The following is a 23,814-nucleotide window of genomic DNA, read 5'->3' as shown; positions in this document are numbered from 1 at the left end:
CTCATGCTGTCTTCTTTCCCCAGATCAATTCCGTCACCGAGCTGCCCACCTGCTGGGCCTTGCCCTCGAACTTGGTCACCGGCCGCTCGTGCGTCATGGGCGACTCCCAATCGAGAACGGTCAGGCCGGGCTCGGCGTTCCCGGCCTCGGCAATCCACTCAGCGTATTCGGCGTGATCGGTGGCCACGTGCAGAACGCCGCCCGGCTTCAGGCGATCCGCGATCATCGCAAACGTCGGGCCCTGCAGGAGACGACGCTTGTGGTGGCGCACCTTGGGCCACGGGTCGGGGAAGAAGACGCGAACGCCGGTCAAGGACTCCGAGGTCAGCATGTTCTCGAGGACGTCCATCGCGTCGCCGCGGAACAACCTGACGTTCTCGATGTTCTCGCGCTCGATCTGCTGCAGAGTCTGCGCGAGCCCGGGTCGGTAGACCTCGACGGCCATGAGGTTGACGTGCGGCTCGGCCATCGCCATCGCCGTGGTGGCCGTGCCCGTGCCCGACCCGATCTCGAGAATCGCCGGACCGCTGCGCCCGAACCAGGCGTCGATGTCGATCTGCTCGTCGGCGACATCGCGGCCGATGCGTGGCCACAGGTTGTCCCAGGTGCTCTGCTGAGCGTCGGTCAGCGCTCCGCGGCGGGAGCGGAAACTGGTCACTCTGGGGTACAGCCGCGAGCCCCGTTCCTGGGTCTGCACCGAGTTGTCTCCGGTGTCGGCAGAGGTGTCCTGTGGCTCGTTCACCGGTCCATTGTCGCGCATCGGCGGAGTGTGTGACAGGTGGGTCTCGAGTTGAAGTTGAGACTTGCTGTTCCATCGCTGATCAGCGCTAGGGCCGCGTCCTATAAATACAACGGTGTAATTCTCGACGGCCCGTCCGGAACGGCCGTCGTGTGCCAGAATCGGTGCCGCAGCAGGGGGCTGCGGGCCACGTGGCCGATCGTGCTCGACGAGCCGATCGCACATCTCGATGTGGCCGTTCGGTGGGTCGTTTCCGGGGGGGGATCGATGATGGACGGTGCCGAGGCAGGTCTGGGTCGATTGCGTGTGCGCTCGGAAGAGGTGGACGCGGCCGGGGCCGGCGCAGGCCGGAAGGCTGTCGAGAATGCTGTCGAGCGGCGTCTGCGGCCGCTGGAGGTGCACGTTTCCGGCCGCGTCGGAGTCGGGAAGTCGGTGATTGTCTCGGTGCTCGATGCCGCGCGACTGCATACCGACGGGTTCGAGGTCCGGTTGCACGAGAGCGGATGGGCCGATATCCCGCGTGCAGCGGAGGTGCAGCAGAGCCGCACCGCATCCGATATCGACGTTCTCGTCCACGTGCTGGCCGGTGCCGTGTCCCCGGACGACATCACCTTCCTGTCCGCTCGACCCGGCGGACCGCCGGCACACACCGTGATCCTGCTGAACAAGGCCGACACTCTCGACGAACCCGCGGCGACAGCCGCAGCGGCATCCGAGCAACTGGGGCGAAAAGTGCTGCCGGTGATGGGATCTGTTGCAGCGGGCCTGGGCGGCGCGGACCGAGGCTCCGCTGTGGACATGGCCGATGTGCGGGCCGTCGCGGCCGGTGCGCTGCGTACTGGGGATCTGATGACGGTCGATCGGTTTGGGAGTGCTGATATTCCGCTCTCGACGCCGCGCCGAGAGGCACTGCTGGACCGGGTGGAATTACGCGGTCTCGCCCTACTCGTCGATGCGCTCCGGCGGCGTAGCGAAGTGTCCGACGCGGATGTATTGCGTGAGCTGTGGGAGGCCACCGGGGTCGACGCCGTGACGACGGTCGTGTCCGATGCTGTCTCGGCTGCTGCGACGGCCCGCGACGACGACCTGCACGAACAACTGCTGCAGATATCCGCCCGTCACCGAGACGTTCGAGGTGCCGTCGAATCGTATCTGGCTTCGGACGAGGCGGTGGCTGCCGATATGCGCTGTGCTGCAGCGCGATTGGGGGTACCGATCGAGACGGGCTCGGAGCGGGCCCTGCTGGAGCAGGCATTGGTGTGGAAGCGGTGTGCCGCCACCTCGGAGGACGACGCCGTCCGGCGCTCCGCCCTGGCCCTGTGCCGCGGTTATGTGCGGATGCTCCGACCGTGACCGATCCGAACCGGTTCCCGCTGCCGGACGATCTGAAAGGCGTTCTGCGTCGACGGAACTCGGAATCCCTTGTACGCATCGATCGTGCACGCAGCAGCCGACCTGCAGGCATTCACGTCACCGGCACCGCAGCATCCGGAAAGACCGAGATGTGGCATCTGCTCACCCGGCGCGACGGCGCGGAGATCGGGTTCGCCGACTCGATCGAGGAGGCCGCGGTGGTCGTGATCGTCGTCGACGCGTCGGCTCCGGTCGGCCGTGCCGACGTCGAGCGCTGGCGTCCTGCCTTCGAGTCGACACCGGTTATGTTGGTGGTCAACAAGATCGATGTGCATCGCCGGTGGCGCGAAGTGGTCGACGCCGATATCGAGATCGTCGCCGAGCGTGTTCCGCGTGCGGTGGAACACTCCGTCCATCCGGTCTCGGCACGGTTGGCACGAGCCGGTAGGGAGAGCGGCGATGCTGCCGTGTTCGCGGAGTCGGGTTTCGGGGCGATCGCCGACAGAATCGACGCGTTGCTGATGCAGGCCGCGGCGGTAGGGGCACAGCGCAAGTACGTTGCTGCAGTGCAGGAATCTGCCGCAGAGGCGAAGGTCGCCATCGTCGCCGAAGCTCGCGCAGTGACCGGAGGTGGTGACACCGCCCCTCTGCGTGCCCGGCGGGCGCGGCTGCTCGGTGAACGCGAACATCTCGGTGGTGACCGACGGGCATTGCTGCACAACCGTATTCAACGTGTTCGGGTCGACTGTATTCACGCTGCGGCCGAGGACGTTCGGATGCTCGGCGCGCGGGTACGGCAGACGATAGAGGGATCGCGGCGGGCCGAACTCGGCCATCTGCCCGGGCACCTCGCCGAATCCGTACAGGCAGTTCGAGCACGCGCCGACGCTGCATTGTCCACCGGTCTCCGCGCCGTGGAAGTCGAACTCGGGCTCGTCGACACGGTGCCCGAATCCGGTACTGCAGGCGGTGAGATCGACATCGGCGAACCGACCAGGCGACGCGGGATCGAGGACGTCCTGATGGTCGCACTGGGGGCCTCGGCAGGGGTGGGACTGGGTCGGCTCGTCGTTTCGCCCCTGGCTCTGATTCCTACCTTGGCCGTCGCCAACACGATCGTCTCACTGGCCATCGGTGCCGCGATCGCGTGGTGGTTGACCCGCTCACGCGCACTCGTCGCCGACCGTGCGCACCTTCGCGGCTGGACCCAGGAAAGTCTGGCTCGCGTGAAATCGGAAGTGGAACAGCGGCTGCTCTCTCGCATTCTCGATGCCGAGTCCGCACTCGCGTCGGCGTTGACCTCGGCGGACCGGGAGGCGGCGGCACGTATCGATCTGTCGCTGGCCGAGATCGATGCCGAACTTCGCACGCTCGCCGATCACAGATCGGCGCTGCTCTCGGCCTGCGATCGGGATCTGGCTGCACTCGAGCGCGGGCTGGAGCGATTTCGCGGGTCCGGGCGCGACTCGGTCGTGCCGTCGAAGCCCGTCGAATTCTCTCCCGGCGATCCGGAACCGATCGGCGCGCAGATGCGTCGAAGCGGGTAGGTGCACGTCCGAACAGGTTCGCAGGCGGCGAACAGGGACCCGACAGTGAGGAGCGTCGATGATCGCGGTGGATGGCTTCGCAGTGGGCGGTTTCGAGACGAACGAGCCGGCCGAGGACGCGTCGGACAACGGTGGCGGGTACGTCTCGACGGACTGGTTCGATCTCGACGGCGACGGTCGTCACGAGACTTCCGTTCGGACGACGGAGGCCGGAACGACGGTGGGAACGGATGTCGATGGAGACGGTGTGACAGACAAGTTCACCGCCTTCGACCGTGACGGGCACTACGAATCCTGGGAGATTTTTCGGGAAGCGAACGGTTTCGGGCAGGGCAGATCGTCCGAATCCGGCCGACTGTAGGCCATTCGGTCTGATTTGCATCGGCGCTGGTGGACGGCTTCTTGCGTCGGTCTTTCCCTATCTGAATCGGTCTTGTGACCAATCGGACAACACCCTGTTTCTGGAATCACGTCGCTCGGCGTTAACCTGATGAACAGGACATCCGGCGCTCGGTCCTCGGCTTGCTGTATCCAGTAACATGGTGTACTGCAGCTCGAACGGCCGAGCAGCGCCCCGCCGAGAGGGGAAAACCGAGATCTACTCGTGCGTGCTTGCCCACAGCGATCGTGCGAATTCTTCCCGGTTCCGGCTAACCCCAGGAGAGTTAGATGACCTCAGCGACCATTCCCGGTTTGAGCGGCACCGACAGCGTGCCGACTCGACACAAAGAACTGCTTGCCTGGGTTGCTCAGGTAGCCGAACTGACCGAACCGGACTCCGTGGTGTTCGCTGACGGATCCGACGCCGAATGGGAGCGCCTGACCGACAAGCTGGTCGAGGCAGGAACCTTCACCCGTCTCAACGACGAGAAGAAGCCCAACTCGTTCCTCGGCAACTCCGATCCGTCGGACGTGGCCCGCGTCGAGTCGCGCACGTACATCTGTTCCAAGGACGAGATCGACGCCGGTCCCACCAACAACTGGATGGACCCGTCGGAGATGCGGTCGTTGATGACCGAGCTGTACCGCGGTTGCATGCGCGGACGGACCATGTACGTCGTTCCGTTCTGCATGGGACCGTTGGACGCTGCCGATCCCAAGTTGGGCGTCGAGCTCACCGATTCGGAGTACGTCGTCATCTCCATGCGTGTGATGACCCGCATGGGTCAGGCCGCTCTGGACAAGATCGGCGACGACGGGTTCTACGTGAAGGCGCTGCACTCGCTCGGTGCTCCGCTGGCCGAGGGTCAGGCCGACGTGCCGTGGCCCTGCAACGACACCAAATACATCACCCACTTCCCCGAGGACCGCGAGATCTGGAGCTACGGATCCGGTTACGGCGGCAACGCGCTGCTGGGCAAGAAGTGCTACTCGCTGCGTATCGCGTCGGCCATGGCCCACGACGAGGGCTGGCTCGCCGAGCACATGCTGATCCTCAAGCTGATCTCCCCCGAGGACAAGGCGTACTACATCGCGGCGGCATTCCCGTCCGCGTGTGGTAAGACCAACCTCGCGATGATTCAGCCGACCATTCCGGGCTGGCGTGCCGAGACCATCGGTGACGACATCGCGTGGATGCGCTTCGGTGAGGACGGTCGTCTCTACGCCGTCAACCCGGAGTTCGGTTTCTTCGGTGTCGCTCCGGGCACCAACTGGGATTCCAACCCGAACGCGATGAAGACCATCGATCAGGGCAACTCGGTGTTCACCAACGTCGGCCTGACCGACGACGGCGACGTGTGGTGGGAAGGCCTCGAAGGCAAGCCCGATCACCTGATCGACTGGAAGGGCAACGACTGGACGCCCGAGTCCGGAACCGATGCCGCACATCCGAACTCGCGGTACTGCGTGCCGATGGCTCAGTGCCCGTCGATGGCTCCCGAGTGGGACGACCCGCAGGGTGTGCCGATCTCCGCAATCCTGTTCGGCGGACGACGCAAGACCACCGTTCCGTTGGTGACCGAGGCCCGCGACTGGCAGCACGGAGTGTTCATGGGAGCCACCGTCGGCTCCGAGCAGACCGCTGCCGCCGAGGGCACCGTCGGTACCGTCCGACGCGACCCGATGGCCATGCTGCCGTTCCTCGGTTACAACGTGGGCGATTACTTCCAGCACTGGATCGACCTCGGCAAGAACGCCGACGAGTCCAAGCTACCGAAGGTGTTCTACGTCAACTGGTTCCGTCGCGGCGACGACAAGCGCTTCCTGTGGCCCGGATTCGGTGAGAACTCGCGTGTGCTCAAGTGGATCGTCGAGCGCATCGAGCACAAGGCCGCGGGCGTCGAGACCCCGATCGGTGTCGTCCCCACGGCCGAGGCACTCGACATCGACGGCCTCGACACCACCGTCGACGACGTCGCGGAGGCACTCGCGGTGAACACCGACGAGTGGAAGGCCGAGATCCCGCTGATCCAGGAGTGGTTCGACTTCGTCGGCGAGAAACTGCCCACCGGAATTCAGGACGAATTCGACGCCCTCAAGCAGCGCCTGGGCGCGTAGTATTCACGAGACAGAACGGGGCTCACCGAGGGGTGGGCCCCGTTCTGGCTTTCGAAGTGTGCGAGATCAGGCGGTGAGAGCGGCCGCGCCGTGCAGTGTGCCGAGGCCGCCCAACGCAGCCGGCACCACCTGCAGCCCGTCGAGGAATTTCAGGCGCGCGTGCAAGGCGATCGACTCCCGGATCGGATCCCACAGCGGCGGGCCGGCCTGAGCGAAGCCGCCGCCGATCACCACCATCCGGACGTCCACCAGTGCGACCGCCGATGCGATGGCCTGACCGAGAGCCACTCCGGCGCGTTGCAATGCGGTGACGGCGAGCGGTTCGCCCGCGGCGGCATCCGTAGCCAGTTCGACACCGGTGTTCCCCGGCCAGCCCTGCTCCCGAGCCCACCGCACCGCCGAGGGGCCGCTGGAGACGGTCTCGACGCACCCGATTCCGCCGCACGCGCAGGGCGTCGTCGAACCGGGGACGACGATGTGGCCGATGTGCCCGGCATTGCCACTGGCTCCGGCGACAATCTTCCCGCCCAGCACCAGACCTCCGCCGATGCCGGTGGACACCACGAGGCTGAGCACGTCCGGTATCCCGACAGCGGCACCGAATCGATGCTCACCCAATGCCGCTGCGCTGCCGTCCATGGCCAGAAGTACCTCGGCGTCGGGCAGTGCGGCGGCGATGTGCTCGCGCAGACCGAATCCGTTCTTCCACTCGTCGACGTTGATCGGCGCGACCGACCCGGTGACGAGGTCGACCGGACCGGAGCACGCGACCCCGACCTGTGTCACGTCGACGCTTCCGACGACCCCGTGCAGCAGTGCGGCACAGGCCTCCCACACGCCGGTGGCCGGTGTCGGAACTGTCTCCGGGTGCTGCGGACGTCCGTCGTCGCCGACGAGTGCCGCTGTCATCTTGGTGCCGCCGATGTCGAGCGCGAGTGCCGTCATCGATCCAGGTTATGCGGGAGTGGAGCCTGCGGAATGACCCATTGGGTATGAGTTCGGTTTCAGGACCAGGACGAGGTTGCTCCCGAGGAACTCGCGGAGTATCGGAACGCGCATCATCCACCATGCCCAGCGCGGGTGGTAGCGCGGAAACGCGGCCAGTAGCGTTGCGTTGGGAGTGCTTCGCGCCCAACGCAATCCGTCTGCCGCGCTGATGTCGAACAGAGATTCGCCGAATCGGTTCTTGGGTTCGTGTCCGGTGGTGCGGGCGTAGCGTCGGGCCGCGTATTCGCCGCCGAGATAGTGCCACGGCCGGGTCTCGTGGCCGCCGAACGGGCCGAACCAGATGGTGTACGAGAGCACCGTGAGGCCGCCGGGTTTGGTGACGCGCAACATTTCCTCGGCCATGGTCCACGGCTCGCGGACGTGCTCGGCGACGTTCGACGAGAAGCAGATGTCGACGCTGTCGTCGCGGAAGGGCAACGCCATGCCGGAGCCGCGCACCGAACCGGGGATCTGCAGTCCGGCGGCGTGCATTTCCGAGGCGTCGGGTTCGACGGGCAGATAGCGCGCGCAACTCGCGCCGAAGACGTCGGCGAAGTATCCGGGTCCGCCGCCGACGTCGAGCACCGTCGCCGCGGACATGTCGGTGCCGGTCAGGCCGCGGTAGAGGTCTCCGATCAGTTCGACGGAATCACGGGCCAGGGCGCCGTAGAAGATGTCCGGAGAACTCTGCTCGTGCCCGAAGTCCTTCAGGAGTTTCACCGAGCGACGCAGTGTCGCGCGAGAGGCGAACAGTCGTGTCACGGCGGAAGTCACGAAAACGAACCCTAGCGGTTAGTGTGGCAGCGGTATTCGACGACGGTCGAGAAGCGAGCACGGTGGATGGGGTGAAGCGAGCGGTGCGCGAGGTTCTGTTGCTGTGCTGGCGCGATACCGGGCATCCGCAGGGCGGCGGCAGCGAGCGGTACCTCGAGCAAGTAGGTGCCGGCCTGGCTCGACGCGGTGTCCGCGTCACGCTGCGGACGGCGTCCTATCCCGGTGCTCCGGCCGAGGAGATCGTCGACGGCATCCGGATCAGTCGCGGTGGTGGTCGCCTGTCGGTGTATCCCCGCGCTCTGGCCGCCATCGCCGCCGGTCGGCTCGGTTTCGGGCCGCTCAAGGGGATCTCCCCGGATGCCGTGATCGACACCCAGAACGGCATTCCGTTCTTCTCCCGCGCAGTACTCGGTGTGCCGGTCACGCTGCTGGTGCATCACTGTCACCGCGAGCAGTGGCCGGTGGCGGGCCCGATGATGGCCAAGCTGGGCTGGTGGCTCGAGTCGACGATCTCGCCGAGGGTGCACCGCCGCAATCAGTACCTGACGGTGTCGTTGCCTTCTGCAGACGAGCTGATCGCTCTCGGTGTCGACCGGGAGCGCATCGCCGTGGTCCGCAACGGTGCCGACGACATCCCACTGTCTGTACCGGAAGGCGGCGAGGACACCCGGACGCCGCACCCGTCCTTGTCCGTGCTGTCGAGGCTGGTTCCACACAAGCAGATCGAGGACGCGATCGACGTCGTGGCTGCACTGCGCGGCAGCATTCCCGACATCCATCTCGACGTCATCGGCGGCGGGTGGTGGGAACGGAATCTTCGCGAGTACGTCACGAGCCTGGGCGTCGATCGATACGTCACCTTCCACGGTCACGTCGACGAGGAGCGCAAGCATGCACTGCTCGGTCGGTCGTGGGTGCATGTGATGCCCTCCCGAAAGGAGGGCTGGGGCCTCGCCGTCGTCGAAGCTGCCCAGCACGGTGTTCCCACGGTGGGCTATCGCAGCTCCAAGGGACTCACCGATTCGATCATCGACGGTGTCACCGGTGTTCTCGTGGGTGGTTCGACGTCCGGAGCCGAGGACCGCGATGTGTCCGCGCTGACCGGTGCCGTCGCCGAACTGCTGCAGGACGCGGAGGCCCGCACTCGCCTCGGTGAGAAGGCACGAGTCCGCGCGGGTGAGTTCTCCTGGGGCCAGTGCGCCGACGGCGTGTTCTCGGTGCTCGACGGGACGACGCGCGGCACCTGGTCGTCAGGCCTGGTGGGGGCGGCCGACGCGCACACGCCTGCCGAATCGGCTCAGAAGTCCTACCGCTAGTCCGCCGAGCAACAGCAGTGCCCACGTCAGATGTGCGAGCACAACGGCTGTTGCCGAACGACTTTCGAGCATCGCCGGATCCGGCACCCGATAGAGGGTCAGTTCCTCGTCGGAGTACACGGCGTCGAGTCGGTCCAACGTCTGCTGTGCATTGCCGAGCTCGCCGGGAGTCGTGTTCTCCACCAGTACCCAGCCGACACCCAGGGCCGCGAGAGTGTCCGCGGAGTCGCCTGCGAGCAGAGCGTTCTGCACGTCCGTCGCCCGTTTCCCTTCCCCGCGGACCGTGCCGCCTGCGACGAGGAGTTCACCGGTCTGCAGTACGTCGAGCGGCAGCATGCGGGGTGCGGGATCGAGAACGGGTGCTGAGCCGCTGTAGGGAAAGCGGCGAAACATTCCGGCGGGAAGGACGGCCACGTCGCCGTCCTGGTCGGCGAGTTCCGCCGACACCGCTTGCCACGACTGCGGGTACGTCACCGGCTTCAGTGCGCTGCCGACGCCCCAGCCGAGGTCGGGGAGCGCAACGAGCAACGCCAGCACGGCAACGCCCCCCGGCAGCCATGCATTGCCGAATCGGCTGCGCCGGGACGCCAACCAGCTGACACCGGCCGCAGCGGCGAGAGCGTACATCGGCATGGCCAGCGCGACCCACTTCTGCGAATCGCGGAGCAGACCGGCCCCGGGGACGGTGTCGCCCAGTACGCGAGCCGCCGCCAACCCCGGTCCGGTTGCTGCCAGCGCAGGAAGCACGATGGCAGCGAGTGCAACGACACCCAGGCCAACGATCACCGGATTGTGTCGACGCCGATACAGCGGCCGTATCCCGAGAGCGATGACGGTCAGCAACAGGACCGTCCCCACGACAGCGAAAAGTCCTGTCCGAGAACCGGGTACGGCATCGGAGTTCCAGATGCCGCCGAGACCGGCCAGGCTACCCACCGTGCCCAGACCTGGTTCGGCGCGTGCTGCGAATGCGGCCCAACCCGCCGGATCCGCCGGTTCGACGCCACCGCCCGACACCATCGTCGCCGCCAGCCACGGCGCCGACGCGACGGCTGCGATCGCGAGGATGGCGACCACGCGCATGCCGCGTCGGGCACCCCCGGGGAGGGCGACGACGAGTAGCGCGACGGTTGCCGCCAGCAGCGCGCCGGTGGGGGTGAGCCCGGCCGCGGCCTGGCAGACGGCGAGGGCCCACCAGGAGCGACCGGACCTGACCGCGAGTGCGGCGACCACCGTCCACGGGAGGGCGGCGTAGCCGACGAGCAGACTCCAATGTCCTTGCAGCAGGCGTTCGGCGACGTAGGGGTTCCACACGGCCACCGTCGACGCGACGAGCAGGGCAGGCAGTGGTGCGGTGGGCAGCATCTTCTGCGCCATCACCGCCGCGCCCCAGCCGGCCGTCCACAACGCCAGCAGCAGAACGGCCTTGACCACAAGGCCGCCGTCGAACACCGTGGTCAGGGCCGCGATCGCGGCATCCTGCGGCACTGCCCGCGCGGCCGCGTCGGCGATTCCCCAGGCGGAGTCGGTGAAGTAGGAACGGGGGGTGCTGACGGCGTCGCGAAGCAGGAGATATCCAGGGCCGAGCAGTGGTCCGAGAACGACGAGCGAGAGCAGCAGGCTGTAGAGCGGCGGCGTCCACCTCGACCTCGACCACGCCATGATCGGCACCCTATACCGTGGACGCATGTCGTTTCGCGCCTCGTCCGAGGCAGACCACCCGGCGGGTGCGTCCGTCGCCGGGATGGGGATGGTGACGGCCGGCTCGATGTTCGCCAATGTCGTGGCGTATCTGCTACAGGTGCTCGCGAGTCGCATGCTCGGCGTCGAGGGTTACGGCGAGTTCGCGAGTCTTCTTGCGGTGCAATTGGTTCTGGCGGTCCCGGCGTTGGCGTTGCAGTCCGTCGTCGCGCGCGAGGTGGTGCGCGGCCGCAGTTCGCGCGAGCTGCGTGGCGTCGGCTACCGCTGTGCGGCGGTCGTGGGTGTGCTGGCTCTCGCTGTGTCCCCGGCTTTGTCGGCGGCCATGGACGTCTCGGCAGCGGCGACGGTGTCGGCCGTGATCGCTGCGCCGGTGCTGGTGTTGTTGGCCGCGGAGCAGGGGCTGCTGCAAGGACGCGGCCGGTTCGGCGCACTCAGCGTGGTGTTGGCGGCGGCCGGTTTCGGCAAGGTGGCGCCGGCGGTGGTCGTGTTGCTGCTCGGCGGCGGCCCGGGTTCGGTGCTGCTGGCCACGGCGGCCGGTATCGGCGTGGTGGCCGTCGGCGCGCGGTCGGCCGCCGGAGCGCCGGTGAACGCGGTGTCGGAAACCAGGGTGACCGTTCTGACGGTGCTGCAGGCCTCGCAGGTGCAGTTGGTGCTGATCGCGATGTCCGCATTGGATCTGGTGCTGGCTCGGTCGTTGCTCAGCAGTACCGAGGCCGGGCTGTACGCGGTCGGTGCTGTCGCGTCCAAAGCAGCGTTCTGGCTGCCGCAGGCGGTCGGGGTGGTGTTGTATCCGCGCATGGCGAACCCGTTGCACTCGGCTGCCGCAGTGCGCTCGGCGCTGACCGTCGTCGCCGGACTCGGCACGGTACTGGTACTGGGGGGCGCGCTGGCGTCGCCGTTACTGCCGTTGGTTGTCGGCGACACGTATTCCGGTGTGCAGCAATACGTGTGGCTGTTCGTGCTGCAGGGGGCGTTCCTGGCGGTGCTGCAGAGCGCGCTGCTGTGGGCGATAGCGGGTGAGCGTACCCGCCTGGCCCTCGTCGCCTGGTTCGCCCTCGCGGTCGAGGTGCTGCTGTTGCTGTTCGTGGCGTCCACCCTGGCCCAGTTCGTCACCGTCGCAGCCGTTACCGCCGCAGTCACGATGGCCGTCGTGTGCGGCGTTGTCCTGTTCGGCGACAGAATCACTCGCGCGCGGGCCGGATCTCGCCGATGATCTCGAAGTCGACAGCACCCGCCAACGCCAGATAGATCGGTTGCGAGACGTGGCCGTCGGACAGAAACAGGTGCCCACGGGCACCGGTGAACGACACCGAATCGGATACGGATTCGATGATGCGAACATCTGCTGTGCCTGCCCTGTTCACCAGCGCGCCCAGCAGTTTGATGCCCTCGTAGCACGACTGTCCCAGTGCGCCGACGATCGGCGCATCGACCCCGAAGGAACGAGCGAAACGAGCCGAGAATCCCAAACTTGCTTCGGTGGCGAGGGTTTCGAAATAGCCGGACGCGACGTACAGCCCGTGGGTGTTCTCGCCGCCGGCCGCCAGCAACATGTTCTCGTCCATCAGTGGACTGAGGCGGATGCAGTGCGCGTCCAGCCCCGCACCGGCGAATTGCTGATGGAAATGGACTGCGTCGTCGCCGATGAGGAGGACCACGGTCGCGTCGGCACCCGACCGCTCGATCGCGGTGACTGTCCTTGCGAAGTCGCTCGTGCCGACCGGTGCGAACTCCGCGTGCACCACCGATGCGCCCAGCCCACGGAGCCGAGTTACCGTGATGGAAGCGCTCTTTCGGGGCCAGACGTAGTCGTTTCCGACGATCGCCCAGCGGCGTCGTCCGAATTCGCGAACGAGGAACTCCAGCGCCGGGACCAGTTGGTTGGCAGGGGTCTCACCGGTGATGAACAGTCCCGGGTAGCGGTCGCCGCCCTCGTACATGGAGGTGTACACGTACGGAATCCGTCCGAGCGTCACCGGAATGACGGCTCGCCGTACCGCCGAGGTGTGCATCCCCGCCACCGCATCGAGGGCACCGGCATCGAGCAGCGTCGCGACCTCGTGGGCCACCGTCACCGGATCGCGGCCGCCGTCGATGGACATCAACTCGACGCGGCGGCCCAACACGCCGGCCGAGGCGTTGAGTTCGTCCCTGGCCAGCTGGGCCGACAGCTCGCTCGACGGTCCGATGATGCCGAACGGTCCGGACATCGGAAAGATCAGGCCGACGCGAAACGTGTCGAACCGATCGCTGTTCATCGTGCCGTCCGTCCGCTCGGTGTCTCTTCGCGGTTCGCTTCACCATAGAATCGCTGAGAGAGACTGTAGCGCCGACGCAGTAACCGAGCAGGGGGACGATCACGTGGATCACCAGGATGCTGCGTCGGCAGCGCGTTTGCTCACCGTGGTCGAGCGGGCCGTGTCGGATCGATTGCGCGCCACCCTCGTGCCGTGGGAATTGGACCTCGAAGAATGGCGAGTGCTGTCGCTGTTGTCCGACGGTGAGGGACACACGATGGCCGAGACAGCGGAGTTCGCATTGCTCTCCCCGCCGACGTTGACCAAGGCGGTCAACCGGCTGGTGTCCAACAATCTGGTGCACCGCCGTACCGGCACCGTCGATCGTCGGCAGGTGCTGATCCGCTTGACTGCCCGTGGGAAAGAGAAGCACGACGCGGCCGCCCCGATGATGAACGACGCCGCGGCGATGGTCTTCCCGTCGGAGTCGGATCGTGAGCTGTTGCAGTCTCTGCTCCGGGCCCTCGAGACCAACGCGAAGACGGCCTCGATCACCCACTGACCTTTCTCGGCGTCCGGTCTCGGACGCGGTCTCCGCCGTAACCTGCCAGGTCGGCCGCTTTCGTGATCTCTTTTTAACATGTTTCACATTGCAATAGTGTCCACGGAAAGTATTGTTCCGATGCAGCGCAGCCAGCGCTCTCGCCGCGAACCGAAGTGGACACCCGTTCATGAACATGAAGAAATACTTCGAGGGGCCAGCGACCAGCCTCGACGATCAGATCGAAAGCTACGCAACCTCCCGAGTGCCCGACGACCAACGCTGGCGGCGGCCGGCGATCCTGCTGGTCCTCACCGGCAACGTGACCGCGATGTTCTGGTTCGCCCTCGGCGGCCAGATCGGGTTTCTGGTGGGATGGCCGATGTTCCTGATCCCCGTGGCGTACATGGTGATCGGTGCGACGCTCGTCGGCAGCCTCATCATGCGTATCGCCAGCCAAGAGGGTCTGTCGCTGCCACTGCTCACCCGCGGGCTCGGGTTCGGAACCAAGGGTTCTGCCGTCGCCTCGCTCGTCTACGCGGTCAACTACGTGTTCTACTTCGTCTTCGAGGGCAGCATCGTCTCGCACGGGCTCAGTGAGCTCGCGGGGATCGAGATCGACTCCGCCTGGGCCACAGTGGTATTCGCGCTGGTCGCACTCGTGGCACTGTTCTTCTCCTGGCGCGGTATGCACTCGATGAACATTCTGCAGCGCTTCGGGATGCCGATCTTCCTGATCCTGTTCGCCGTCGGTATGTACATGCTCGCCAGCGGTTACGTACTCGTCGGGCCCGGCGAATGGGAAGCGACCGGTGGATTCACCGCCACCGCACTGTGGCAGGCGTTCAGCCTCGCGAACGGGCAGGTCGTGTTCCAAGCACTCATCGCCACCGACTACGGACGGTTCGTCAAGAAGAGCGTCAGCTATGTCGGAACGGCCGGACTGATGCTGGCAGAACTGCTGATGATCGTCGTCGTGATGATTCTCGGTGTGTTCCTCGGTTTCACGATGCTGCGTCATTTCACCGGAACCACTGCAACACCGGAACTCTCGGCCACCGACCCGGGACTGTACTTCGCCATCGTCATGGGTCTGCTCGGCGTGATCTTCGCGGTGGTCACCCAGGTTCGCATCAACGTCATGAACCTGTATTCAGGATCCCTCGCCCTGTCCAACGCGTGGGATGTGCTCTCGCCCAGGAAGGTCGGGCGTCAATGGTGGATGGTGGCGCTACTGGTGGTGGGCGTGCTGTGCTACCCCGTCAACATTCTGCAGTACACCGACAAGTTCCTGGCCGTCACCGGCATCATGACCAACACCTGGATCTTCATTCTGCTCGCGGACTACTTCGTGTGCAGAAGACTGCTCGGCCTGGCTCCCCGCGACAACATCGAGTTCCGCGAAGGGCGAGTGCGCAATTGGAACCCCTGCGGCATCATCGCCATGGCAGCGGGCGTCGCGGTGGGCGGACTCGGCGTGTTCGGCCTCTACCCGTCGTATTACGCGTCGTTCATCGCCATGCTTCTCGGTCCTCTTCTCTACGTTCCGCTCACGATGGCAACCCGCGGACAGTTCTACGAACCACCGAAATCGAACGACCCCCTCATCACCGAAAGGATTGTGGCGTAATGACATTCACTGCAGCGGCCGTCCAATTCGAGCCCACGCTGTTCGCCAAGGAATCGAACGTCGCCGCTCTGACTGACCTCGTGGAGAAGGCGGCCTCGGACGGAGCGCGCCTGATCACGACACCCGAGATGGCAACCACCGGCTACTGCTTCCACGACACCGAGGAAGCGGCAACCGTCGTCGAACAGATCCCCGGCCCCACCACCGAGACGTTCGCCGAGATCGCGTCCCGTCGTAACTGCTACATCGTCGTGGGCATGCCCGAAGTCGATGCGACGAGCGGATTGTTCTACAACAGTGCAGTTCTCATCGGTCCCGAGGGAATCGTCGGCACACACCGCAAGACGCATCCGTACATCGCCGAGCCCAAATGGGCGGCCCCGGGCGATCTCGGGCACCAGGTGTTCGAGACCCCGCTCGGTCGCATCGCACTGCTCATCTGTATGGATCTGCACTTTCTGGAGACGGCGCGAGTGGTTGCGCTTCAGGGTGCCGACGTGATCTGCCACATCAGCAACTGGCTCGCCGAACGCACTCCTGCCCCCTACTGGATCAGTCGGGCCTTCGAGAACAACTGCTACGTCATCGAGAGCAATCGCTGGGGTCTCGAACGAACCGTTCAGTTCAGCGGCGGCACCTGCATCATCGAACCCGACGGAAACGTGGCCGGTCGCCTCGACGTCGGTGACGGTATTGTCCTCGGCGACATCGACATTCGTCGCACGCGAGAGGCTGGGCCGGTGCGCAGGCCGAATCTGTACCGTGAACTGCAGACCAACACGTACGCGTGGAACCCGCTCGATTTCTTCACCCTCTACGGCCACTCGCCCTTACCGGCCGGGCGGACTTCGTCGGTGAGCGTCGTGCAATGCACTCCGGGGACGTCGATCGACGGCAATCTCGACGACATCGAGCAGTGGGCCGCCGGCCTTGCAGGCGCGAGCGATCTCATCGTGTTTCCCGAACTGTCCGTCACCGGGCCGGTCTCCGCGGATCGCCCGCCGCGCGAGGTCGGGGAGTCGATCGACGGGCCGTCGCTCTCACGCGTCGTTGATATCGCTGCTCGACATGGTGTTTCGATGGTCGTCGGTGTGGCCGAGCGCGACATCGGATCCGATCGGGTGTACAACTCCGCAGTGCTGGTACAGCCGAACGGAACCTGCACGGCGTACCGCCAGATCCATCTGTCCGTCGAACATGCCTCGCTGTTCGATGCGGGCGACCGCTGGACCGTCGTCGACCTTCCCGTCGGGAGAGTGGGAATGCTCGTCGGTCACGATGCACTGTTGCCGGAGGCCGGCCGAATTCTGGCGCTACGTGGCTGTGATCTGATCGTTTGCCCGGCCGCACTCGCAGGCACCTTCGTCGGCTCCCACCCGGGAACCGACATCCCTCATGCAGCAGAGATTCCCACCGGAGCCGATCCCACGCACTGGCATCACATGCGCGTCCGGGCAGGCGAGAACAACGTGTACTTCGCGTTCGCCAACACGATCGACACCGACCGCGGAATTGCCGGACACAGCGGAGTATTCGGGCCGGACACCTTCGCCTTCCCCCGAACCGAAGCCCTCGTGGACGGCGACGCACCGGGCCACGCGACCTGCGTCGTGGACACCTCGAGCCTGGGTGGGGCGTACCCCACCAACGTCGTGCGCCGCAAAGACCTCGTGCTGATGCGCCAACCACACCAGTACGGAATCCTCTCGACAGCCTGAGTGGCCGAAAACGCCAGTGGCGTGGTCATGTCCCCGCTGGGGCACACAACCACGCCACTGGCTATCTGGTCGTTCCGCAGGCTCTACTCCTGCATAGGCACTTACTCCTTGGAGAGGTTCGTCCTCGGAATCTCTTCCGTGCGATCGGTCGTCCAGTCGCGGTTCGGTGCGGTGCCGCCACTGGGGGTCGGGCGAGGACCGGTGTCGGTGCGGGCCGGCTGACGGTGTCCACCGTTGCCGCCGCCGCGCAGCAGCAGAACGACTCCGGCGATCAGCGAGATGACACCGAGGATGCCGGCGACGATCGGAACGGTGCGGCCGAAGAGCGACAGCTTGTCCTGGCCGTCCTTCGCCTGCTGGATCTGGTACTCGACGGTGTTCTCGTCGAACGTGATCGGGGCCTTCAGCACGTCGACCTCGGGACGGCCTGCCTCACGGCCGTAGTACTGGTGGATCTGCTCTTCGCCCTTGACGACGACGCCGGTCTCGGGCTCGACCCACAGGGTGCGGGTGTTCTCGTACCAGCGGGTCATCGTCACCGGTGCGGTTCCACCTTCGACGCCCCAGGTGTCGGCGGGCAGCGTGACCTTGTTGGTCGGCAGGTTCACCACGGTCGACAGGTCGACCGGTCCGACGGTCTGCTGGTACTGGTACACCGGCGTGCCGTTGATCTCGGTTTCCTCGACGAAGTCGATGTCCTTCGAGGCGCGCGCGTTGACGTCGAAGTACGGGTAGCTCTTCTGCTCGGCGTTGAACGGGAACTTGTACTGCAGACCGGTGTGGGCCACTTCCTCGGCCGGCTTGTCGCCTGCCACCTGAATGGTGCCGATCGGGCTTTCGACGGGCATCGAGGTCTTGCGATCGATGGTCACGCGGTCGACCGTGGCGGTCAGCAGTCCGGTGTCGGCCTGCTTGTCGGTGCGGCGCAACGTCTGTCCGGCCTGAAGAGTCATGATGTCGGCGTCGGAGGGATCCTCGACGGTGACGAATCGCTGTGAGGTCAGCGGAACGTTCTGATCGACCACGGCGCGACCGGCTGCCAGCGACCGCGCGTCGAGGACGCTTCCGGTGCCGGTGGAGACGGTGGTGACCTCGAGGTCGAGCGGAGTCTTCTCGAGCGCCGAGACGGTGTAGGTGGGGATGAGGATGGCGGCAACCACCAGAAATGCGCCCAAGCCGATGAGGAAAAGGGCCAATATCCGGCTCGGCCCTGAGCGCTCCGCCATGCTGAATCTCCTTAGTCGACCGCTTCACTGGAAGACACCGCAGGCGGGATCGTACGAATTCCCCGATGCGCTGCCCGATTTCTTACGACACGTCGCAGGTGACAGTAACAGTCGACAGTGGCACCGGTCTCGTCCATGCCGGTTCGACACGGCACACTTGAGCCACCATGAGCACTCGAGTCCACTCGGCGTCCGTCGTACCGTTGCGTGCCTTCGTGCCCGCTCTGGAGGGGATGCGGGCAGTTGCCGCGCTCGGCATCGTCGTCACCCACGTCGCATTCCAGACCGGGGCCGCCAATTCCCCGCTGATGGGCCGAGTCTGGGGCCGGTTCGATCTCACGGTGGCGATCTTCTTCGCGCTGTCGGGATTTCTGCTGTGGCGCCCGCATGCCGCGCAGGCCCGCGGACTCACGCAGGCGCAGCCCACTCGCCGCTACTTCTGGTCACGCGCAGTGCGCATCCTGCCCGCCTACTGGGTGGTCACGGTGCTCGTCCTGCTGTTTCTGCCGCACGCAGGCGGGGACTATCGGGTGTGGCTGGCCAACCTGTCGCTGACCCAGGTGTTCGTACCGTTGACACTGACCGAGGGCATGACGCAGATGTGGTCGTTGTCGGTCGAAGTGGCGTTCTATCTGTTGCTGCCGCTGTTCGCCTGGCTGACGATCCGGCTTCGGGGATCGTCGGCGAGGTACCGAGTGTGGGTTCTGCTCGCTGCGTCCGCGGTGACGCTCTCCTGGGCGTTCATTCCGATCGCGACACCGGAAGCCATCCATCACGACAACTGGTTGCCCGGCTACTTCCCGTGGTTCGCCGCGGGCATGGTGCTCGCCGAAGTATCGGTCGGTCCGCAGATGTGGGTGCATCGTTGGGCGCGTCGCACATGGGTGATGCCCGCGATCGCGGTGACGGCATTCGTTCTGTCGGCGACGCCGCTGGCGGGCCCACAAGGATTGGTGCGGCCCGAGCCGTGGCAGTTCGAGCTCAAGATCGTCCTCGGTGCCGTGCTGGCGTTCGCGATGCTCTCGCCGTTGGTGCTGGCCGATTCCGGCCGCAGGCATCGGGTGTTCGAGCATCCGGTGATGCTGACCCTCGGCCGCTGGTCGTACGGGATCTTCATCTGGCACCTGGCCGTGCTCGCCGTCGTGTTCCCGGTGTTCGGCATCGTCCCCTTCTCCGGCGGCATGTGGTTCGTGCTGACGGTGACCTTGGCGCTGTCGATTCCGGTCGCTGCCGCGAGCTATGCGCTGGTGGAAGAGCCGGCCCGGCGCAGGTTCGCGCCGAAGAAGGCGGTCACGGCTTCCGCATCGCGCTGACGGCCAACGCGACGATGCCGATCAACGAGGCCAGCTGCACCGCGTAGGACCCGCCCACATATCCGTCGGCCGACCGCCACGGCCCGAGTGAGAGCAGCGCTGCTCCCAGCAGGGCGAATCCTCCTGCTGCGCACACCGATACGCGAGACGTGAGCTCCGACCCGTAACGGCGGTTCAGCAGCGCCGAGCCGGCACCGAGAACCAGCACCGAGATCGCTCCGACGACGCCTGCCAGCACGATCGCCGCGCCGAGCAGCGCCGCGAACGCCACCGGGGTGCTACGCCAGGGTCTGGGCGCGGGGCCTGGATCGACGACGCCGCGAGGCCGCCGCAGCGCGAAGATCAGCAGCGGAATCAACAGCAGTAGTCCGCCGAAGATCCCGAGTCGGTACCAGCGGTCGGTGGTGAAATCCAACGACACCGTGCCCGACGCCCCGGCCGGGACGATCCAGGCCTGCTGCCAGCCGTCGACGACCACCGGGGTCAGTTCGGTCCCTCCGGGTGTCGTTGCCCGCCAGCCACTGTTGTTGCTTTCGGGGATGACGAGCAGGCGATCCGAGGTGCTCGAGGTGAGGGTCACTTCGCGGTGATCGGGGCTCCATGCTGTGGTGCGCGCCGCCTGCGGTGCAGACGTGTCCGGCCACAACGCCGGAATGGGCATGGTGCGCAGTCGAAGCCCGTCGACGAAGAACGACGCTCCGGGTTCGACGACGATGTCCTGGCGTCCCTCGGGGAGCGACACGGGATTGACGAACTTTTCGTTGACCGGGATGTCCGCGTCGCAGACCGATGCGGGTAGAGCTGCGCCGGAACGGAATTGGTCTGCGGTCGCCGTCACCGAGGTGCGCACCGTCTGCCCCGCGATGGACACCAGGGGCCCGTCGAAGCAGTCGACCGTGATCTGCCGGTCACCGTCGTACGGCGGCCCGATCGGCTCACCGGCGGACAACGGTGTGACCTCGGCAAATCCGGGCGGTTGAGATTGGATGAAGCCCAACGAGTTTCGGTCGAGTACGCCGTCCCAGTCCACGATGGACAGCACGATCCTGTCGGTCACGTACGGTGCCAACGCGAGTGTCGTCGAACCGTCGGTATCCACATCGCGCACCATCGGACCGTTGCCCAGATTCACTGCTACCCGCGTGGGGTGGGCAGGCAGCGCGCCGAGGCTGGGGCTCAGCTCGAGCCCGTCCACCAGTGTCGGAGCGGGCAATTGGATGGTGAGAGTGGGGTCGGTGCCGGCTCGATCGGTGATCGACTTCTCCGGTGCCGTCCACGACGTACGCGGGTCGCCGTCGGTGGCGGCGAAGGCCGAACCGTCGAGGTCCGCGACGTCGGACGCCCCACTCGCCAACGGCCGGCCGGGCTGGGCCAGCAGGGCCTCGAGCTCGGGGGACTGCCGCGTGCGTACCGTCAGCTCGGGGATCACCGCGGTGCCCATCGGGACGTCGATCGTGCGCGAGAAGCGGCCCAGTTCCTCCGGCGACTTGGACAGTCCACTGCTGCACCGGATTCGATCGTCGGTGTCCAGGCAACCGGAGCGGCCCGGAAATTCTTGGCCCAGCTCCCACGCGTCGACGCTCGCGCCCGCAGGAGTGGGCGGCAACACCGCGCGATGCACGATGGAGACCGGCTTCGGGTTGTCCCGGTCGGAGTAGTCGTCCACCGACACCTCGCTGATGCCGAACTGACTGCCCCGGGTGCCGTCGACCGTCGACTTCGCGGTGATGCGCAGCCACGGAGTTTCCCCACCGGGCAGCGACACCGTCATCGGGTCTCCCGGCTTGTCCACCCGGGCCGCCGTCGAGCCGTTCGGAGTGGTGACCTCGACCCACTTGACCGGGTCTCCGATCGTTCCCGGGCTGGTCCGCATGTGCAGCAGCCCGCCGCGCACCGGAGTATCGAAATCGAGTTGAAGCCATTGCCCCACAGCGCGTTCGATGCCGTTGCTGATCCAACCGGTGGCCAGGTCACCGTCCACTGCGGCCGCGACCCCGCTGCCGGGCACACTGCCCCCGATCTGAGTCGCGTCCGACGCCGAACTCGACGCGGTCAACGTCGCGCCTTCCCACTCCGCGTCCACGGTCTGCGCCCCGTACACCGGATAATCGGGCACCTCGTTGAGCGAACGGCGGGGCTCGTCGGCGGCCCGCAACGCGGAGTTGTGATTGTCCACCTGACCGAAGTCGGTCTCGCGATTCATCGGTGTGTCGGTCACCGTCACCGAATCGACGGGCAGGCCCGCAGCAGCTGCATCCGACGCCAACAGCGTCGGCCCGGCCGGAACGGGCAGGCGAACACCGTTGTTGCGCAACTCGTTCGATCGAAGAATCGACTCGGGCCCGCCCTGCACCACCGGCACCCGATCCACATCGACCGTGTACGGACCGGAGGCAGGTACGTCCGCTGCGGCATCGACCGCGTAGATCTCGACGGCCGGATACGGAGGCCGTAGATCGCCGTCCAGAACCACCCCGTCCACCTGACCGGGTGCCACGTCCTCGCCGAACTCTGCCACCTTCTCGAGCCCCGGCGAACCGTCGAGCACGCGGTGGACGGACGCCGGCCGGGTGGACCGCGAATCCTCCGGATCCAGGTCGTTGCGCACGACGACGTAGCTGATGCCCTGTCCCACAAGGGTGTCGGCCAAGCCGGTCGACGGCCTGCCGTCGGCGAAGAGTCGTTGCACCGAGTCGAGGGCGCGAATGGCACCGGGCGGCGTGAGCGGCACCGCATCTCGGACGGCCCAGGGCGTGGTCGCGAGAGCCTGCAACGGCTCGTCGCGCGTCAGGCCCCAGGTCTGCAGAGCGAACGGTGCGCCGGGCACGATCAGTGCACGCTGCGCGTCGGAACCGTCGGGACTCGAGCCGGAGGCATGGTCGGTGAGCCAATCCGCGGCGTCGTGCCAGTACTGCGGCACGGCCTCGTACGCACCGCGCGGCGCGAGCTTGCCCGTCCATGCCAGCGCCGTCGAGAGCGTCAGCGCCACCAGGACCAGCGCGGTCACCGCCATCATCGGGTGCTTCTCGGGATGCGCGACGGCCGCTCGCCACGTCGGGCGTGGAACCGAACCCGGCAATAGAACCCGGGCCAGCAGATGAGCGAGGCCGAGTACCAATGGGATTCGAATGACCGGCTCTAGTTTGTGAATGTTGCGCAGAGGTGCGCCCGCGGAATCGAGGAACACTCGCACGGTTGCCGCGAACGGACCGTCGAGATCGCCGACGAACCCCGCGCCCAGGCCGACGAGGCCGACGAACAACATGATCGTCAATCGGCCACGGGCCGGCATCGAGCGCATCGCCAGACCCGCAATGCCTGCGGCCGCGATCAAGCCGGTCGCGATCACGGCAGCAGGCTGAGTCACCAGCACGGCGCCCGCCACCCGCTCGGGAGAGACGAACGGGGTCCAGCTGCCGGTACCGCGCAGCACCTCGGTCAGCGACGTCCATTGGGTCGTCGTGCCGGACGACTCGATGTAGTCGAGAAACGGTGGAGAGACCTTGCCCAGCAACAGCAGTGGGACGATCCACCACAGTGTCGCCAGCACCAGAAAGCCGGTCCACCAGGCCGCGAACACCAGCCAGCGGCGGTTCGGCCGGTGGCACAGCAGCCAGATGACGGCCACCAAAACGGCGGCGGCCGTCGCGACGGCATTGACCGCGCCCATCAACGCCACGGCCAGCGCCGATTGTGCCGCCGCACGCCGAACCGTATTTGTTGCGGACCGACTGTTCAGGCAACGAACGATGGGAACGAGCACCCACGGCGCGAGCATCATCGGCATTGTCTCCGAGGAGATCGACGCCAGAGTGGTGATCACCCTGGGGGACAGCACGAATGCTGTCGCTGCGATCAGACGGGAAGTGCGGCTGCCGACACCGAGTGCCTCGGCGAGCCGGACGATTCCCCAGAAGCCGGCGACGAGTAGCAGCGCCCACCAGATGCGCTGCGTGATCCACGGTGGGATCGACAGCAGATCACCGCCGGCGAAGAACGCCCCGTGCGGGAAGAAGTAGCCGTAGGCCTGATTCTGCACCTGGCCCAGCGGAGCGGCGCTGTTCCACTGATGCGAGGCGCGTTCGAGAAATCCGAGAGGGTTCTGCGCCAGGTCGTACTTGGTATCGGCGACGGTGAAGCCCGGGACCTGCAGAAACGTGAGCAGGAATGCGAGAGCGGAGACTCCGAAGAGCCAAATCCGACCGAGCGGCTCGGCCGAGATCAACGATCCAC

The 23,814-nt window shown here is 66.3% G+C and carries 17 protein-coding genes; 10 read left to right on the top strand and 7 right to left on the bottom strand.

Annotated elements, in window-relative coordinates; all coding sequences use genetic code 11:
* Position 1: 1 nt before the first annotated feature.
* Positions 2-778, bottom strand: a complete 777-nt coding sequence (trmB, locus tag J2X62_RS07050) for a tRNA (guanosine(46)-N7)-methyltransferase TrmB (RefSeq protein WP_370878763.1) — start codon at positions 776-778, stop codon at positions 2-4.
* Positions 779-940: 162 nt separating this feature from the next.
* Between trmB and J2X62_RS07045 the strand changes: the two genes are divergently transcribed.
* The 4 genes from J2X62_RS07045 to J2X62_RS07030 all read left to right on the top strand — a co-directional run bounded on the left by J2X62_RS07045 (position 941) and on the right by J2X62_RS07030 (position 6,138).
* Positions 941-2,092, top strand: a complete 1,152-nt coding sequence (locus J2X62_RS07045) for a hypothetical protein (protein ID WP_310179049.1) — start codon at positions 941-943, stop codon at positions 2,090-2,092.
* Positions 2,089-3,639, top strand: a complete 1,551-nt coding sequence (locus J2X62_RS07040; protein WP_204847335.1) for a hypothetical protein — start codon at positions 2,089-2,091, stop codon at positions 3,637-3,639. The genes J2X62_RS07045 and J2X62_RS07040 overlap by 4 nt, the downstream gene beginning before the upstream one ends.
* Positions 3,640-3,697: 58 nt before the next feature.
* Positions 3,698-4,000: a DUF6802 family protein gene (locus tag J2X62_RS07035; RefSeq protein ID WP_051364982.1), complete on the top strand. Its 303-nt coding sequence runs from the start codon at positions 3,698-3,700 to the stop codon at positions 3,998-4,000.
* A 308-nt stretch (positions 4,001-4,308) separates the two neighbouring features.
* Positions 4,309-6,138, top strand: coding sequence for a phosphoenolpyruvate carboxykinase (GTP) (locus J2X62_RS07030; protein WP_027495371.1), 1,830 nt, complete (start codon positions 4,309-4,311; stop codon positions 6,136-6,138).
* A gap of 66 nt (positions 6,139-6,204) precedes the next feature.
* Here the strand turns inward: J2X62_RS07030 and J2X62_RS07025 are convergent, their stop codons facing one another.
* Together J2X62_RS07025 and J2X62_RS07020 are read right to left on the bottom strand one after the other, a co-directional pair.
* Positions 6,205-7,083, bottom strand: a complete 879-nt coding sequence (locus J2X62_RS07025; RefSeq protein WP_204847336.1) for an ROK family protein — start codon at positions 7,081-7,083, stop codon at positions 6,205-6,207.
* A 9-nt stretch (positions 7,084-7,092) separates the two neighbouring features.
* On the bottom strand, positions 7,093-7,899 hold the full coding sequence (locus J2X62_RS07020) for a class I SAM-dependent methyltransferase (protein WP_310179040.1): 807 nt from the start codon (positions 7,897-7,899) through the stop codon (positions 7,093-7,095).
* 83 nt (positions 7,900-7,982) lie between these two features.
* Between J2X62_RS07020 and J2X62_RS07015 the strand changes: the two genes are divergently transcribed.
* Positions 7,983-9,215 (top strand): glycosyltransferase family 4 protein, encoded by a 1,233-nt coding sequence (locus J2X62_RS07015; protein ID WP_045841191.1) that lies wholly within the window; start codon positions 7,983-7,985, stop codon positions 9,213-9,215.
* Here the strand turns inward: J2X62_RS07015 and J2X62_RS07010 are convergent.
* A complete protein-coding gene (locus tag J2X62_RS07010) occupies positions 9,150-10,877 on the bottom strand; it encodes a hypothetical protein (protein ID WP_204847337.1) in 1,728 nt (575 codons plus the stop codon). The genes J2X62_RS07015 and J2X62_RS07010 overlap by 66 nt on opposite strands.
* 25 nt (positions 10,878-10,902) lie before the next feature.
* On the opposite strand from J2X62_RS07010, the gene J2X62_RS07005 reads away from it, so the two are divergent.
* On the top strand, positions 10,903-12,129 hold the full coding sequence (locus tag J2X62_RS07005; protein ID WP_310179038.1) for a polysaccharide biosynthesis protein: 1,227 nt from the start codon (positions 10,903-10,905) through the stop codon (positions 12,127-12,129).
* Here the strand turns inward: J2X62_RS07005 and J2X62_RS07000 are convergent.
* Positions 12,098-13,174 carry a substrate-binding domain-containing protein gene (locus tag J2X62_RS07000; protein ID WP_204847339.1) on the bottom strand — a complete coding sequence of 359 codons (1,077 nt, stop codon included), beginning with the start codon at positions 13,172-13,174 and terminating at the stop codon, positions 12,098-12,100. The genes J2X62_RS07005 and J2X62_RS07000 overlap by 32 nt on opposite strands.
* Positions 13,175-13,277: 103 nt before the next feature.
* Between J2X62_RS07000 and J2X62_RS06995 the strand changes: the two genes are divergently transcribed.
* The 3 genes from J2X62_RS06995 to J2X62_RS06985 all read left to right on the top strand — a co-directional run bounded on the left by J2X62_RS06995 (position 13,278) and on the right by J2X62_RS06985 (position 17,042).
* On the top strand, positions 13,278-13,715 hold the full coding sequence (locus J2X62_RS06995; protein ID WP_032392105.1) for a MarR family winged helix-turn-helix transcriptional regulator: 438 nt from the start codon (positions 13,278-13,280) through the stop codon (positions 13,713-13,715).
* Positions 13,716-13,884: 169 nt separating this feature from the next.
* Complete coding sequence (locus tag J2X62_RS06990; RefSeq protein WP_204847340.1) at positions 13,885-15,324, top strand: cytosine permease; 1,440 nt, start codon at positions 13,885-13,887, stop codon at positions 15,322-15,324.
* Complete coding sequence (locus J2X62_RS06985; protein WP_032392106.1) at positions 15,324-17,042, top strand: nitrilase-related carbon-nitrogen hydrolase; 1,719 nt, start codon at positions 15,324-15,326, stop codon at positions 17,040-17,042. The genes J2X62_RS06990 and J2X62_RS06985 overlap by 1 nt, the downstream gene beginning before the upstream one ends.
* Before the next feature lie 101 nt (positions 17,043-17,143).
* On the opposite strand, the gene J2X62_RS06980 is transcribed toward J2X62_RS06985, so the two are convergent.
* Complete coding sequence (locus tag J2X62_RS06980; protein ID WP_032387607.1) at positions 17,144-18,268, bottom strand: DUF3068 domain-containing protein; 1,125 nt, start codon at positions 18,266-18,268, stop codon at positions 17,144-17,146.
* Positions 18,269-18,435: 167 nt separating this feature from the next.
* Here J2X62_RS06980 and J2X62_RS06975 point away from each other — a divergent pair, with 167 nt between their 5' ends.
* On the top strand, positions 18,436-19,581 hold the full coding sequence (locus tag J2X62_RS06975; protein ID WP_027495379.1) for an acyltransferase: 1,146 nt from the start codon (positions 18,436-18,438) through the stop codon (positions 19,579-19,581).
* On the opposite strand, the gene J2X62_RS06970 is transcribed toward J2X62_RS06975, so the two are convergent.
* The gene (locus J2X62_RS06970) at positions 19,559-23,806 is read right to left on the bottom strand and encodes an alpha-(1->3)-arabinofuranosyltransferase (protein WP_310179031.1); all 4,248 of its coding nucleotides are present in this window, start codon (positions 23,804-23,806) and stop codon (positions 19,559-19,561) included. The two genes, J2X62_RS06975 and J2X62_RS06970, sit on opposite strands and share 23 nt — an antisense overlap.
* Positions 23,807-23,814 lie beyond the last annotated feature (8 nt).

The sequence above is a fragment of the Rhodococcus sp. 3258 genome, assembly GCF_031456475.1.
GTDB lineage: Bacteria > Actinomycetota > Actinomycetes > Mycobacteriales > Mycobacteriaceae > Rhodococcoides > Rhodococcoides fascians.
The sequence above is the reverse complement of the archived record's forward strand: the minus strand, read 5'-3'. Positions and strand labels throughout refer to the sequence as shown.

Bases quoted from the DNA above. Each gene is read 5' to 3' on its own strand.
- J2X62_RS06990 (WP_204847340.1), top strand. From the start codon at position 13,885: ATGAACATGAAGAAATACTTCGAGGGGCCAGCGACCAGCCTCGACGAT.
- J2X62_RS07005 (WP_310179038.1), top strand. From the start codon at position 10,903: ATGTCGTTTCGCGCCTCGTCCGAGGCAGACCACCCGGCGGGTGCGTCC.
- J2X62_RS06975 (WP_027495379.1), top strand. From the start codon at position 18,436: ATGAGCACTCGAGTCCACTCGGCGTCCGTCGTACCGTTGCGTGCCTTC.
- J2X62_RS06980 (WP_032387607.1), bottom strand. From the start codon at position 18,268: ATGGCGGAGCGCTCAGGGCCGAGCCGGATATTGGCCCTTTTCCTCATC.
- J2X62_RS06985 (WP_032392106.1), top strand. From the start codon at position 15,324: ATGACATTCACTGCAGCGGCCGTCCAATTCGAGCCCACGCTGTTCGCC.
- J2X62_RS07025 (WP_204847336.1), bottom strand. From the start codon at position 7,083: ATGACGGCACTCGCGCTCGACATCGGCGGCACCAAGATGACAGCGGCA.
- J2X62_RS07010 (WP_204847337.1), bottom strand. From the start codon at position 10,877: ATGGCGTGGTCGAGGTCGAGGTGGACGCCGCCGCTCTACAGCCTGCTG.
- J2X62_RS07035 (WP_051364982.1), top strand. From the start codon at position 3,698: ATGATCGCGGTGGATGGCTTCGCAGTGGGCGGTTTCGAGACGAACGAG.
- J2X62_RS07000 (WP_204847339.1), bottom strand. From the start codon at position 13,174: ATGAACAGCGATCGGTTCGACACGTTTCGCGTCGGCCTGATCTTTCCG.
- J2X62_RS07030 (WP_027495371.1), top strand. From the start codon at position 4,309: ATGACCTCAGCGACCATTCCCGGTTTGAGCGGCACCGACAGCGTGCCG.